Genomic DNA, 13414 nt, shown 5'->3' on the forward strand with positions numbered 1-13414 from the left:
ATCCCAAGATCCTAGGGGCGGCGGCACGGAGCCGCCTACTCCTTTTCGACGGGTCAGCCAGGTGAATCCGGGCCCCGCCCCCGCGAGCCGCCCCGCCCCCGCCCCGCGCGCCCTCCCATGTGGACCGGGACACCCGCCGGTATCCGGACCCGAGGAGGCACCCTCCGATGTCCCGCCCCAGCCACCCGCCCAGGCGAAGAACCACCCGCTCCACCGCGACCGCCCTGACCGTCCTCGCGGTCACCCTCGGCCTCGCCGCGCCCACCGCCGCCGCGCCCCCGCCCGGCACCGACGACGAGCGCGACCCCTGGGTCGTGCGGACCGCCTCCGTCGAGCTGCGCCGCGCGCACTTCGCGTACCTCTGCGACCGGCCCGAGGCGGGGCCGCCGCAGGAGTCGACGCTGACCTTCTTCCCGTACGACGTGACCGCCCGCGTCGTCGAGGACCACTCCATGGACGACGGCGAGGGCACCATCTCCTGGGAGGGGCACGAGGTCGGCCACCCCGACCACCAGGTGCGCGTCGAGGTCACCAACGCCTGCGCGGGCGACGACAGCGGCAAGCCGATCGCCCTGGAGGGCTTCGCCGACCTCGGGCCCCGGGGCGCGTACGCCGTGCATCCCGCCGAGGGGCGGCCGAGCACCGCCGTCTTCGAGGAGTGGGACCTCTCCAAGCTGCCCAGGGACACGGCGGACGACACGGTCGACTCCGGGGACAAGGCGGGCCGGGTGCCCGGCCGCGCGAGGCCCGACCGGGCCGGGCCCGCCGTCGTCGACGTGCTGCTCCTGTTCACGCCCACCGAGGCGGCGAAGGCGCGCGGCGACCTGAAGTTCCGCAGTCTGCGGGCGACCGCCTCCACCATCGAGACCCGCATGAACCGCGCCCTGTCGGACAGCGGCGTGACGGCGAGCATCGACGTCGTGCACGTCCAGGAGGTCACCGGCTTCCGGGACGCGGCGGCGGAGAAGGACCCGGGCACCATGCTCGACCGCCTGTCCGACCCGAAGGACCGGAAGATCGGCGCCACCGCGGCGGCGCTGCGCGAGCAGCACGCGGCCGACACCGTGCTGGTCCTCGCGGACAACGGCGGCAGCGGCCTCGCCCACCGCCCCGACGCGCCGGGCCCCGGCACCGACGACCAGGCCTTCGCCGTGGAGGGCATGGAGGCCATCCTCACCGACGGGGTCAGCCACGAGATCGGCCACAACCTCGGCCTGGACCACGACCGTTGGACGCTCCGCAACGACAAGTACGGCCGGGGCACGCCCAGTACGACGTACCCGTACAACACCGGCTGGATCACGCCCGACCAGAAGTACTCCACGATCATGGCGTACGAATGGAACTGCGCGGCGGGCAAGAAGTGGTGCGAGCAGGTCAACCAGTACGCCAACAGTCGCAACCGCTACGACGGACAGCCCCTCGGCGACCGGGACAACGACCAGACGCGCGTCCTGCGGGAGACCACCCGCCTGGTCGGCGACTACCGCACCCCGGCCGCGCCGCGCCCCCGTCACACCCTCACCCTGGGCTCGTCGCCCGGGAAGGGCGGCACCACGCGGGCGTTCGTCTGGGGGCCCTACAAGAGCGGGACCCGGGTGGTCGTGCGGGCGTATCCGGCGGCCGGGTACACCTTCGCGGGCTGGACCCTGGACGGCAGGCCGCACTCCAACACGGCACGGGACATGTCGCTGGCCATGAACGCCGGACACCGCCTCGTCGCCCGCTTCGCGCCGCCGAAGCCGCCGTGCGCGAAGATGCCGACCGGCGGGTTCCGCAAGAAGTGGGAGCAACTGGGCGGTGCAAAGGGGCGGTTGAAGTGTCCGACGACCGACCGTCGCGCCCTGCCGAAGGGCGGCGGCTTCCAGCACTACCAGGGCGGCTCGCTCTACTACTCGCCCAGCACCGGCATGCAGCCCGTGTGGGGCGCCTTCCGCACCGCGTGGCAGAAGCGGGGCTGGGAGCGCGGCAGGCTCGGCTACCCGAGGTCGGGCGAGAAGCGGGTCGACGGCGGGCGTGACGTGCGCCAGTGGTTCCAGGGCGGCACGCTGACCTGGCACGCCAAGACCAGGAAGGTCACGGTGAAGTACGGGAAGTAGCCGATCCCGGCAGGACGGTCGGGGCGGCCCCCCACGGGCCGCCCCGACCGTCCTGCCGCGCCTAGCAGTTGCCGCGTGCCGGCTTCCCGGCGAACCGGTCCGCCAGCCACTGCGCCGCCAGCGGCGACTGCGTGATCACGCCGCTGACGTGCTCGCCGACCGGCACCGTGTGCCACTCCACGTCCGCGCCCCGCGCGCACCAGTCCGCCCGCACCTGCTTGCCCACGCCGTACGGGATGAGCTCGTCGGCGAGCGCGTGGTACAGGTACACCGGCGCGTCCGGCTTGTGCGTGCCGACCTGCGACTGGCGCAGGCGGTTCTGCCAGTCGGGCTGGTCGAGGGGGTTCTTCGTCGTCATCGAGTCGACCGACTTGAAGGAGCCGAGGACCGCGCCGTCCGCCACGCAGGTGTTCTTCAGGGCCCCGAGCAGCGTCCGGCCCGCCGTGTTCAGGTAGGAGTCGAGCCTCAGCTCGGGGAAGGCCGCGTTCTGGCCGATCGCCGCCATGAAGATCAGGCCCGAGCCGTACGAACCGTCGTTGGCCTTCGCGACCTTCAGCAGGTCGCCGGGGACGCCGCCGGTCGCCGTGCCCTTGACGTCGAGTTCGGGGGCGTAGGAGTCGTGCAGCTCGGCCGCCCACGACGACGCCTGGCCGCCCTGCGAGTAGCCCATGATGCCGACCGGGGTGTCCTCGCCGAGGCCCGCCTCTGGCAGGTGGATCGCGGCGCGGGCCGCGTCCAGCATGGCGTGCCCCTCGGCGCGGCCCACCGTGTAGGTGTGGTCGCCGGGGGTGCCGAGGCCCTCGTAGTCGGTGACGGCCACCGCCCAGCCGCGCAGGGTGAGCTGCTGGATGAGGTTGGCCTCCAGGGTGGTGCCCCGGGGGAATCCGGCGCTGGGCGCGCAGTGGTCGCCGACGCCGACGGTGCCCACGGCGTAGGTGATCAGGGGGCGCGGGCCCGTGCGGCCGTCCTGGGGCACGATGACCGTGCCGGAGACGGTGTCGGGCTCACCCGTCGCCGTGGTCGAGCGGTAGTGGATCTTCCAGGCCTTGGTGTTCGTCGGCTGGCCAGGCAGGGGATGGAAGCTGCTCGGCTCGGCGCTCACGACGTCGCCGGGGGACCCGGTGCCGGCGTCTTCGGCGGCGTGGGCGGCGAGCGGGGTGACGGCCGACAGGCCGAGCGCGGCGGCCACCGCCCATGCTCCGAGACTGGTGCGTGTGTGCATGCGGCTCTCCCAACTGTCCTCAGGGACCGGGGTGTTCCGGCTTCGACCGTAGTGACCGGCCAGTAGGGACGGGGCTGACCGGGACGCTCACCTTCGTTGACCCCGGCTCGCAGGTATCCAGGTGGCCGCACCGGCGCTACGTTCCTTGTGGGGGAGCCGCGGGCTCGGGACGACGGGGGGAGCCGCGGGCCCGGGACGATGGGGGTGCGGCGATGCCCGGTGACGCCATGACAACGCTTGCGGCCGCGGGAGCGGCGGCCGTCGCGCGATGGCCCGGTGGTCCGGCCGGTGCGGCCCCGCCCGCGAAGGGGCCGCACCGGCCCGCACGGCCCGCACGGCCCGCTCGGCCCGCTCGGCCCGCCCGGTCCGCACGGACGCGAACCTCGCCGGTGCCGAGGGCGCGCCGGGCCGTCGCCGGGAGCGTCGTGGACCACGGCCGCCCCGTCAGCACGCGCCGCCGGCCCCGGTGACCTCCCGCCCGCCATGTCGCAGGCCGCCGCCCGCCTCCTGGAGACCGGGCCCGGCCGCGCCGCCCGCGTCGGGACCGCGTGCGGCGCCCCGCGCCTCTCCCCCGTCCTGATCGGCCGCGGCCGGTACCTCCCCGAAGACCGCGGGAACCCGCCCCTCGACCCCGAACGGAGTTCCACCATGCCGGAAGAGACCAGCCCGCGGCGGCCCGCACGGTTCGAGCAGGCGCTCGCGTGCTTCCACGAGGCGCGCGACCTGACCGACCCGGAGGAGTCGCCGGGCGTCTACGGCGTCATCCTGCACGACATCGCCGACACCTACCGCGACGCCCACGACCTCAAGGAGGCCGCCGAGCACTTCCGGCAGTCCGTCTCGTACAAGAAGCGGGCAGGCAACCCCAGCGACCTCGCCACCACGATGACCGCCCTCGCCAACACCCTGGTCACGATGCGGGAGACGGGCGAGGCGCGGGAGGTGCTCGGGGAGCTCGCCGCCGAGGTGCCGGACATCGAGGACGTCGAGCGGCGCGCGGCCGTCTTGCACAACATGGCGCTCACGTACGAGGAGTTGGGCGACCGGGGCGTGGAGGGTGCCTACGCCGAAGGGGTCGCCGCCTGTCAGGCCGTGCTCCGCCTCGTCGACGGCGAGAGCGACCCCGGCTGGTACGCCACCGTCCTCAAGGACATGGGCGACGGCTACGACGCCCAGGACCTGCTGCCGCAGGCGCACGCCGCCTACGAGGAGGCCGTGCGGTACACGCGGCGCATCGAGGGGAGCTCCACCTCGCTGATCACCGTGCTGATCGCGCTCGGCCGCACCAGCAAGCGGCTCGGCAAGGTGGAGGGGGAGACGCAGATGCCCGGCGGCGGGGGCTCGGTCAACGGCGCGGTGCTCGAAGGACCGCCGCCTCAGCCGCCGGGCCCGCCCCCCGGGGCACCGGCGGACGTGCCGCCGTCCGACGCGGTCGACGACCCCGACGCCTCCCCGGGGGACCGCGAGGAACCGTAGGCGGGCAGGGCGGCGCCGGAGTGCTCCGTCTCCGTGCGGTACGCCCCCGGGGTCGTCCCCGTCCACCGCCGGAACGCCCGGTGGAAGGCCGTGTCCTCGGAGAAGCCGAGGCGCGCCGCGAGCTCCGCGATCGGCTCGCCGCCCTCGGCAAGACCGGCGATCGCCGCGTCGCACCGCACCGCGTCCTTCAACTGCTGGTACGACGTGGACTCCTCGGCGAGGCGGCGGCGCAGCGTCGCCGGGCTGACCGCGAGCCGCGCCGCGATCTCGCCGAGGGAGGGCAGCCGCGGCGAGGAGCGCAGCGAACGCGCGAGGACGCGGCGCACCTGCTCGGCGACCGTCGTGCCGTACTCGCGCCGGGTGAGCAGCTCGAAGGGCGCGCCGCGCAGCATCTCGTCGAGCGCCGCCTCGTCCCTGACCAGCGGGGCGTCCAGCCAGTGCGCGGTGAAACCGGCGCCGGTGCGCCCGGCGCCGAAGCGGACGGGGCAGCCGAAGAGCACCTCGTACTCGTCCTTGTGCGGAGGCGGCGGATGCCCGAACTCGGCCCAGCGCAGCGGGATGCGGCGGCCGATCAGCCAGCTGCACAGGCGGTGCCAGATGATGACGAGGCACTCGGCGAGGAAGTAGTCCTGGTCCAGTTCGTTGCGGACGCCGAACACGGCCTCGTCGCCGTGCCGTTCGAGGACGAGGTCGGGTCCGCCGGGGAACAGGCCGTAGAAGGTGACGCCCCGCTGCACGGCGGCGCCGAGGTCGCGGCAGCCCAGCGAGGCCCGGCACATCATCGCGAACGTCCCCGGTCTGCTGACGGCGGCGCCGAGGCCCAGGAACTCGTCCTGCGTGGCGCGGTACAGCTCGCGGAAGAGCCGGACGAACTGCGGGGCCGTGACGCGGGCCCGGTCGTCGCCGAGGAGCAGCGGCGGGATCTCCGCGCCCCGCAGCAGCGGCACGGTGTCCACGCCGTGCCGCTCGGCGCCGCGCAGCACGGCCCGCACATGGTGCACGGTGATCGTCCGCCTGGCCATGTACACGACGGTAGCGCCGGGCTGAGCGCGCAGGCCAGCGGTGGTGACGCTTCCCGTCATCCCGTGTCCGTGGTTCGCTCCTTAGCGTCGTGCGTATGGAGCGGAAGAGTGCGGAGGACTGCATGCGGGATGCGGGCGAACTGCCGCCGACCCTGGCCCTGTTGACCGAGTGGGCGGCCGACCGGCACGGTGATCTGCCGGCCCTGCGCTTCCGGCGCGCCGGGGTGTGGAACGAACTGTCGTACGCCGGCCTCGGGGACGCCGCGCGCCGGGTGGGCCGGGCCCTGCTCGCGCTCGGCGTGCGCCCGGACGACCGCGTGGCGATCCTCGCCGAGACCCGGCCCGAGTGGACCTGCGCCCACTTCGGGGTCCTTGCGGCGGGCGCGGTCGTGGTCCCCGTCTATCCGACGGCGGGCGACGAGGAGGTCGCCTGGGTCCTCTCGGACTCGGGCGCGGCGGTGGTGATCTGCGAGGACGCGGCCCAGGCGGCGAAGGTCGAGCGGCTGCGGGGGCGGCTGCCCGGGGTGTGGCACGTGGTCCTCATGGGCGAGGAGCCGGGCGAGCTGGCCGGGACGGGCGAGCTGGTCGGGCTGGGGGAGTCGGGTCAGCTCGGCGAACCGGCCGCCAACGGAGCGCTGTTGGCCCGCGCCGAGGCCCGGCGCCCCACCGATGCGGCCACCATCATCTACACCTCGGGCACCACCGGGCTCCCCAAGGGCTGTCTGCTCACCCACGGGAACCTGCGGGCCGTGCAGGCCGCCACCGTGCCGCTCATCGAGGGCGGGCCCGGCGACTCGACGTACCTCTATCTGCCGCTGGCCCATCTGCTCGCCCAGCTCATCGAGTTCACGACCCTCATCGAGGGCGGCGCGCTCACGTTCTTCGGCGGGCGCGTCGAGGACGTCGTCGCCGAGCTGGCCGAGGCCCGGCCCACCCATCTGCCGTCCGTACCACGGCTGTTCGAGAAGATCCGGTCGGTGGTGCTCTCGCTCGCCGAGGCGCAGGAGGGCGGGCGCGAGCGGTTCGAGGAGGCCGTCCGCATCGGAGTCCTCGCCGCCGACGGCGTGCTGCCCGACGAGCTGCGCGACGCGTACGAAGCCGCCGACAAGGCGCTGTACGGCCTGGTCAGACAGGCGCTCGGCGGGCGGGTGCGCTGGGCGGTCACCGGCGGCGCGCCCATCGGCCCGGACACCCTGGACTTCCTGCGGGCCTGCGGCATCGCGGTCTACGAGGGGTACGGCATGACGGAGTCGGCGGGCGTCCTCACCCTCAACCATCCGGGTTCGGTGCGGCACGGGACCGTCGGCCGTCCCGTCGACGGCGTGGAACTGCGCATCGCGGACGACGGGGAGGTCCTCGCGCGCGGCGCCATGGTCTTCCCCGGCTACCACAACAACCCGGAGGCCACGCGCGAGACCGTCGACGACGAGGGCTGGCTGCACACCGGTGACCTGGGGGTCCTCGACGAGGACGGCTTCCTGTCGATCACCGGCCGCAAGAAGGACCTGATCATCACCTCGGGCGGCAAGAACCTCACGCCGTCGCTGAGCGAACTCGCCGTGCAGAATTCGCGGTTCGTCTCGCGCGCGGTGATGGTGGGGGACCGGCGGCCCTACCCGGTGGCGCTGATCACGCTGGACGCGGAGGAGATCGCCGGGTGGGCGGCGCGGGAGAAGGTGACGCTCGCCGAGCCGCACTCCCGTGACCCCCGCGTGCGTGCCCTGGTCCAGGAGGCCGTGGACGCCGCCAACGCGACGGTCTCGCGCCCGGCCCGCATCCGCGGATTCGCCGTCCTGGACGAGGACTTCACGGTGACGGACGGGCTGCTCACGCCGAGCCTGAAGGTCCGCAGGAAGGCGGTGACGGAGCGGTACGCGCAGGTCGTGGACGCGCTCTACGACGCGCTCCACGACGCGGGCCACGACACGATCCACGCGGAGGCCGGGGAGCCCCGTGACCGGAGCGGGGCCATGGAAGCCCCCTGATCGGGGAGGGGCCACGGAACGCCCGTGACCGCGGCGGGGTCACGGGCTACGGAACCCCCGCAAGCCGCAGCAGCGCCGTGGCCGCCGCCGCGCCGATCACGACCACGGCGAACGGCGCCCTGCGCCAGGCGAGCGCCCCGCCGACCAGGACCCCGGCGGGCCTGGCCCACCCCGCGAACCCCTGTCCTTCGGTGAGCGCGCCGGTGGCGAGCAGCGCGACGAGCAGGACGGTGGCGCCGACGGTCAGCAACTCCTGCACGCGGGCGGGGAGTTCGACGCGGCCGTGCAGGACGGGCCCGGCGAGCCGGAAGGCGTACGTGCCCGCGGCGAGGGCCAGGACGCAGGCGAGCGTGGCGTTCACGCGGCGCTCCTCGGGTCGGCGGGGCGGGGGCGGCGGGGCCCGCGGCGGGCCGCGAGCAGGCCGAGCAGGGCGAGCAGCACCGGCACCCCGGCGGGCAGCAGCGGCGCGGCGAGCACCGCGACGACGGCGCCGGCCGCCGAGGCCCGTCGGGCGGCGCTGTCGGCGCGCAGCGCGGGCAGCACCAGCGCGAGCAGCACCGCGGGGAACGCGGCGTCGAGTCCGAACCGGTCGGTGTCGCCGAGCGCGGATCCGGCGAGGGCGCCGACGAGCACGCTGAGGTTCCAGGCGACGAACAGGCCGATGCCGGATATCCAGAACGCGGCCTTGCGCTGCGTGCTCCCCTTCTGGGCGAGCACGAACGCGGCGGTCTCGTCGGTGACGAGGTGCGCGCCGATCAGCCGCGCCGCCCAGGACCGCCCGAGGTCGTCGGCGAGGGCCAGACTGAAGGCCGCCGTACGGGAGTTGAGCAGCAGCCCGGTGGCTGCGGCGGCCACCGGGCCGCCGCCCGCGGTGAGGATACCGACCGCGCTGAACTGGGCGGAGCCCGCGTACACGAGCAGCGACATGACCACCGGCACCCAGAGCGGCAGTCCGCCCGCGACGGCGATGGCGCCGAAGGAGAGGCCGACGACCGCGTCGGCGAGCCAGACGAGGGCGATGTCGCGCAGGACGCCCGGAGGCAGCTGGGAGAGGCGGACGACACCCTCGTCCGTTCGGTGTGGCGGGCTTTCTGTTCGGTGTGGCGAACGCATGGGTCGTAGGATGGGGTCGATGGGGTGCGTTCGTCAAGCCGAACGATCGGTCCCCTGCAGCGAACGCACGGGGAGAATCAGGAGCGAACGACGTGACGACCGACGGGTCCCGCATGCCCCGCGAATGGGTCGCAGCGGCCCTGCGCCGCGAGCGCGCCAGGGCCGGACTCTCCCTCTCCGAGCTGGCCAAACGCGCGGGCATCGCCAAGTCCACGCTGTCCCAGCTGGAGGCGGCCACCGGCAACCCCGGCATCGAGACGCTCTGGGCGCTGGCCGTCGCGCTCGGGGTGCCGTTCAGTGTGCTCGTGGAGTCGCCGGCCCCCGCGGTGACGGTGATCCGCGCGGGCGAGGGGCCGACCATGCGCGCGGAGAACTCCTCCTATGCGGGCACGCTGCTCTCCGCCGGGCCCACCGGCGTGCGGCGCGACATCTACCACGGCGCGCTGGAGCCCGGCGCCGCCCGCGAGTCCGACCCGCACATCCCGGGGTCGGTGGAGCACCTGGTCGTCAGCACGGGCCGGCTGCTCGCGGGGCCGCGCGGCGAGGCGGTGGAGCTGGGTCCCGGCGACTACATGTCGTACCGGGGGGACGTGCCGCACGCGTACGAGGCGCTGGTGCCCGGGACGACGTTCGTGCTGATCATGCAGCACGTCTGAGCGGTACGCGGACGTCAGCCCTTCCGCGGCTTCGGTGACAGCAACTGCTCCCTCAGCGCGGTCAGTTGGTGAGAGGTGTCGACCGCCCGCGCCTCGTCGAGCGTGGTCAGCGCGAGCAGCAGGACGTCCGCGACCACCAGCGCGGTCAGCGCCTCCGTCGTGATGCCCGTCGGGGTGTGCGGTGCGGTCAGGACGGCGTCGACCCGCGCGCCGTACAGCTCCGCCAGCTCGTCCGTGACCAGGACGACCCGCGCGCCGACCGCCCGCGCCCGCTCGATCAGGACCGTCAGCTCGGTCAGTGCCCGGCCCGGCTGGAAGATCACCACCGCGTCGCCCTGGCGGATGCCGAGCAGGGCGTCGGCGAGCGCGAACCCCGTCTCGCCGGTGTGGCGGGCGCGGCGGCCGATGCGGCCGAGCGCCAACGCCAGGTGCCGCGCGGCCGGTTCGGACGCCGCGACGCCGTAGCAGTGGATCTCGCCGGCCTCCGCGAGCGCCCCGACCGCCGTGCGCAGCGCGTCGTCCGGGGTGAGGCGCCGGGCGTGCTCGATGCGCTCCTGCGCCTCGTCGAAGACGTCGCCCCAGATGTCGCCGAGGTCCCGGCCCACGTGCGCGATGCGCTGCTTGAGGCGGACCTCGGGCGCCACCGCGGAGGTGAAGTCCGACGCCAGCTCCCGCTTGAGCGCGGGCAGCCCCGCGTACCCGAGGCGCTGGAGCGCGCGGACGACCGTGGCGTTGCTGGTGCCGCTCGCCGTGCCGAGCTCCTGCGCGCTCGCGAAGAGCAGGGACTCGGGCGGCGCGCTCGCCAGGTACCGGGCGACCGCACGCTCGGAGGCGGACAGGCTCTCCCACTGGTCGCGCACGGCGGAGCGGAGCCGCTCCATGCCCTCTGAAATTTCCATTACGGCTATTGACTCTCGTGTGACGGCGGTTACTCTCCTGGGCAACGCATTCCAAGAGGAGAGAATCTCGTAACCGACGTTACAGCACGCCGGTCGCCGGACCTCTCCGTCGCTAGGAGAACAATGGCACCCCGCACGCTCCCCGTGATCGAGATCTCCGGTACGCCGACCGACCGAGGCCGCCAGTACGGCGAGGCCGTCCGCCCCCGCATACGCGCCGCGCTCACCTACTACGAGGAGGCCTTCGGCCGGTCGGCCGGGCTGACCTGGGACCGCGTCACCGCACGGGCCGCCCGCTGGCTCGACCCCGTGCGCGCCCACGCCCCCCACCTCGTCGACGAGATGCGGGGCATCGCCGAGGGCGCCGGAGTGACCCTGCTCGACGTGCTCGCCCTCAACGCCCGCGGCGAGGTCATCTACGACAAGTCGTTCGCGGACATGACCACCGAGGAAGGGCCCGCCGAGGAGGAGCCCGCCGAGGGCTGCACCTCCTTCGCCGCCTACGGAGAGGCCAGCGGCGACGGCCGCGTCTACGCCGGACAGAACTGGGACTGGCGGGCGGGCGTCGCCGACACCGTCGTCATGCTGCGCGTCGTACAGCCGCCGAAACCCACTCTGATCATGCAGGTCGAGGCCGGACAGATCGGCCGCCAGGGCGCCAACTCCGCGGGCATCGCCCTCAACGCCAACGGCCTCGGCGGCCGCTTCGACGACGCCGTCGGCCTCCCGCAGACCGTGGTGCGCCGCGGCGTCCTCGACCAGGCCACCATCACCGACGCCCTCGACGTGCTCTGCCGCACCCGCGCCCACATCGCCAGCAACGCGCTGCTGACCTGCCGCGAGGGCTTCGCCGTCGACCTGGAGACGACGCCCGCCGGGCACGGCTGGATGTACCCCACCGACGGCCTCCTCGTGCACGGCAACCACTACCAGGCCGGCGTCCCCGCCGCCCTCGCCGCCGACTACCGGCCGCTGTCCTCCGACTCCCTCGTCCGCGTCCCGCGCGCCGAACAGGGCCTCAGGGCCCTGCGCTCCGCCACCGGACCCGACGAGTCCCTGAAGCTGATCAAGCAGGCCATGTCCGACCACCTCGGCCTGCCCGAGTCGCTGTGCACCCACCCCGACCCGCGCCGCCCCGCCGTCGAGCACTGGACCACACTCGTCTCCTCCTGCGTGGACCTGACCGGCGGCGACTACCACGTGACCGCCGGCACCCCCTGCGACCGCGACTACCAGCACCTGCCCTGGAACCTCTACGACGGCCCGTACGGAGACCCCTCATGAGCACCCCGGGACACCGCCGCCGCGCCGCCGCCGCGGCCCTCGCCGCCACCGCCCTGCTCGCCACCGCCTCGTGCGCGGGCGCCGACACCACGGCCCCGGGCGGCGCGCCCGCCGACGCCGCGAAGCTGAGGCTGACCGCCACCACCCCCGCCGCCAAAGGGCAGCTGGACAAGGCGGACTGGCTCCTGGAGGACGAGCCCGACTCGCTCGACCTCGACACCCAGGGCTCCAGCGCGGGCCGCGTCGTCCTGACCAACGTCTGCGAGCGCCTCTACCAGCTCCAGCCCGACATGAGCATCAGACCGCACCTCGCCACCAAGGCCCGCACCCCCGACGACAGGACCCTCGTCCTGACCGTCCGCGACGGCGTCACCTTCCACGACGGCTCCGAGCTCACCGCCGACGACGTGCTGTGGAGCCTGAAGCGGCACGCCGACCCCGACATGGAGCAGGCCGACGAGTTCGGCAACGTCCGCTCCATGGAGAAGACCGGCGCCCGCGAGATCACCGTCCGCTTCAAGTCCCCCGACGCCCTCTTCACCAAGGCGCTCGCCGGAGACGCGGGCATCGTCTGGAACAAGCGGCAAGTCACCGCCTCCGGAAAGGAGTTCGGCACGCCGGGTCAGCCCGACGCCTGCTCGGGTCCGTACGAACTCGCGGGCTGGAAGTCCGGCGACTCCCTCACCATCAAGGCGTACGACGGGTACTGGGGCAAGAAGCCGCACACCGGCCGGGTGACCTTCCGCTGGGCCTCCGACAGCGCGCTGGTCAACGCCCTCAGGACGGGCGCCGCCGACGGCGCCTACGCCGAGTCCCCCAACACCGCGTCCGCCCTGCGCACCACCAAGGGCATCGACCAGTACTACGGCCCCTCCACGGCCTCCCTCGTCCTCATCCCGACCGCGCGCGGCGGCCTGAAGGACCCGCAGATCCGCCGCGCCCTCTCCCTGGCCATCGACCGCACCGGCATCGCCCGCTCCGGCTACGGCGGCCTCGTCCAGCCCTGGGCCACCCCCGTCGGCTCCGGCGCGTGGGGCTACGAGAAGTCCCGGTTCGCCGCCGCGCAGAAGAAGCTCGACCGCCTCGCGCCCGCCACGCCCACCGCCGCCGACCTCGCCGAGGCCAAGAAGCTCGTGCGGGCCGCGGGCGCCCCCGCCGACCCCGTCGTCATCGGCACCGACAGCAGCCAGGGCCGCACCGTCGTCGCCAACGCCGTCCGCGCCGCCCTCCAGCGCATCGGCGTCAAGGGACAGATCAAGACCGTGCCCACCGCCCAGTTCGAGGAGTTCTACAGCGACCCGCGGGCCCGCGCCGACATCGACGTCCTGGTCGGCGACTGGTACATCTCCAAGGCCGACCCCATGGGCTTCTACGACAACGGCCTCTCCGACTCCTCCAACAACTGGGTCGGCTTCAAGGACGCCACGTACGACAAGCGGGTCCGCGAGGCGCTCGGCACCCTCGACGACGCGAAGCGGGCCGAACTCGCCGTCGACGTGCAGCGCCGCTTCGTCGACGCCGCCGTGTGGATCCCGCTCGCCCAGGTGCCCACCGCGCTCGTCCTCGACGACCGCCTGACGGGCCCGCCGGCCTCGCAGTCCTACCTCTACTACCCGTGGGCCGCCGAACTCGGCCCGAAGAAGGGCTAGGTGACCGGC

At 74.0% G+C, this 13414-nt stretch carries 11 protein-coding genes; 6 read left to right on the forward strand and 5 right to left on the reverse strand.

Annotated features, from left to right (window positions below; translation table 11 throughout):
- Positions 1-167: 167 nt before the first annotated feature.
- Entirely contained in the window at positions 168-2099 is a 1932-nt protein-coding gene (locus tag AB0L89_RS22725) for a M12 family metallo-peptidase (RefSeq protein ID WP_365143625.1), read from the forward strand.
- Between the two features lie 61 nt (positions 2100-2160).
- Here AB0L89_RS22725 and AB0L89_RS22730 read toward each other — a convergent pair whose 3' ends face one another.
- Positions 2161-3321 carry a lipase family protein gene (locus AB0L89_RS22730; RefSeq protein ID WP_365143628.1) on the reverse strand — a complete coding sequence of 387 codons (1161 nt, stop codon included), beginning with the start codon at positions 3319-3321 and terminating at the stop codon, positions 2161-2163.
- 483 nt (positions 3322-3804) lie between these two features.
- On the opposite strand from AB0L89_RS22730, the gene AB0L89_RS22735 reads away from it, so the two are divergent.
- Positions 3805-4797, forward strand: coding sequence for a hypothetical protein (locus AB0L89_RS22735; protein WP_365143630.1), 993 nt, complete (start codon positions 3805-3807; stop codon positions 4795-4797).
- On the opposite strand, the gene AB0L89_RS22740 is transcribed toward AB0L89_RS22735, so the two are convergent.
- On the reverse strand, positions 4698-5819 hold the full coding sequence (locus AB0L89_RS22740) for an AraC family transcriptional regulator (protein ID WP_365143633.1): 1122 nt from the start codon (positions 5817-5819) through the stop codon (positions 4698-4700). The genes AB0L89_RS22735 and AB0L89_RS22740 overlap by 100 nt on opposite strands.
- Before the next feature lie 95 nt (positions 5820-5914).
- Between AB0L89_RS22740 and AB0L89_RS22745 the strand changes: the two genes are divergently transcribed.
- On the forward strand, positions 5915-7804 hold the full coding sequence (locus AB0L89_RS22745) for a long-chain fatty acid--CoA ligase (RefSeq protein ID WP_365143636.1): 1890 nt from the start codon (positions 5915-5917) through the stop codon (positions 7802-7804).
- 46 nt (positions 7805-7850) lie between these two features.
- Here the strand turns inward: AB0L89_RS22745 and AB0L89_RS22750 are convergent, their stop codons facing one another.
- On the reverse strand, positions 7851-8165 hold the full coding sequence (locus AB0L89_RS22750; protein ID WP_365143639.1) for an AzlD domain-containing protein: 315 nt from the start codon (positions 8163-8165) through the stop codon (positions 7851-7853).
- Complete coding sequence (locus AB0L89_RS22755; RefSeq protein WP_365143642.1) at positions 8162-8917, reverse strand: AzlC family ABC transporter permease; 756 nt, start codon at positions 8915-8917, stop codon at positions 8162-8164. Before AB0L89_RS22755 ends, AB0L89_RS22750 begins: the two co-directional genes overlap by 4 nt.
- Before the next feature lie 113 nt (positions 8918-9030).
- On the opposite strand from AB0L89_RS22755, the gene AB0L89_RS22760 reads away from it, so the two are divergent.
- A complete protein-coding gene (locus AB0L89_RS22760; RefSeq protein WP_365144266.1) occupies positions 9031-9573 on the forward strand; it encodes a helix-turn-helix domain-containing protein in 543 nt (180 codons plus the stop codon).
- Positions 9574-9587: 14 nt separating this feature from the next.
- Here the strand turns inward: AB0L89_RS22760 and AB0L89_RS22765 are convergent, their stop codons facing one another.
- Positions 9588-10472 (reverse strand): MurR/RpiR family transcriptional regulator, encoded by an 885-nt coding sequence (locus AB0L89_RS22765; RefSeq protein ID WP_365143644.1) that lies wholly within the window; start codon positions 10470-10472, stop codon positions 9588-9590.
- 123 nt (positions 10473-10595) lie between these two features.
- On the opposite strand from AB0L89_RS22765, the gene AB0L89_RS22770 reads away from it, so the two are divergent.
- Together AB0L89_RS22770 and AB0L89_RS22775 are read left to right on the forward strand one after the other, a co-directional pair.
- The gene (locus AB0L89_RS22770) at positions 10596-11756 is read left to right on the forward strand and encodes a C45 family peptidase (protein WP_365143647.1); all 1161 of its coding nucleotides are present in this window, start codon (positions 10596-10598) and stop codon (positions 11754-11756) included.
- Entirely contained in the window at positions 11753-13405 is a 1653-nt protein-coding gene (locus tag AB0L89_RS22775; RefSeq protein ID WP_365143650.1) for an ABC transporter substrate-binding protein, read from the forward strand. The genes AB0L89_RS22770 and AB0L89_RS22775 overlap by 4 nt, the downstream gene beginning before the upstream one ends.
- The last annotated feature ends 9 nt before the right edge of the window (positions 13406-13414 follow it).

The sequence above is a fragment of the Streptomyces sp. NPDC052114 genome (assembly GCF_040680155.1).
Classification (GTDB): domain Bacteria; phylum Actinomycetota; class Actinomycetes; order Streptomycetales; family Streptomycetaceae; genus Streptomyces.

Bases quoted from the DNA above. Each gene is read 5' to 3' on its own strand.
- AB0L89_RS22725 (WP_365143625.1), top strand. From the start codon at position 168: ATGTCCCGCCCCAGCCACCCGCCCAGGCGAAGAACCACCCGCTCCACC.
- AB0L89_RS22730 (WP_365143628.1), bottom strand. From the start codon at position 3,321: ATGCACACACGCACCAGTCTCGGAGCATGGGCGGTGGCCGCCGCGCTC.
- AB0L89_RS22735 (WP_365143630.1), top strand. From the start codon at position 3,805: ATGTCGCAGGCCGCCGCCCGCCTCCTGGAGACCGGGCCCGGCCGCGCC.
- AB0L89_RS22740 (WP_365143633.1), bottom strand. From the start codon at position 5,819: ATGGCCAGGCGGACGATCACCGTGCACCATGTGCGGGCCGTGCTGCGC.
- AB0L89_RS22745 (WP_365143636.1), top strand. From the start codon at position 5,915: ATGGAGCGGAAGAGTGCGGAGGACTGCATGCGGGATGCGGGCGAACTG.
- AB0L89_RS22755 (WP_365143642.1), bottom strand. From the start codon at position 8,917: ATGCGTTCGCCACACCGAACAGAAAGCCCGCCACACCGAACGGACGAG.
- AB0L89_RS22760 (WP_365144266.1), top strand. From the start codon at position 9,031: ATGCCCCGCGAATGGGTCGCAGCGGCCCTGCGCCGCGAGCGCGCCAGG.
- AB0L89_RS22765 (WP_365143644.1), bottom strand. From the start codon at position 10,472: ATGGAAATTTCAGAGGGCATGGAGCGGCTCCGCTCCGCCGTGCGCGAC.
- AB0L89_RS22770 (WP_365143647.1), top strand. From the start codon at position 10,596: ATGGCACCCCGCACGCTCCCCGTGATCGAGATCTCCGGTACGCCGACC.
- AB0L89_RS22775 (WP_365143650.1), top strand. From the start codon at position 11,753: ATGAGCACCCCGGGACACCGCCGCCGCGCCGCCGCCGCGGCCCTCGCC.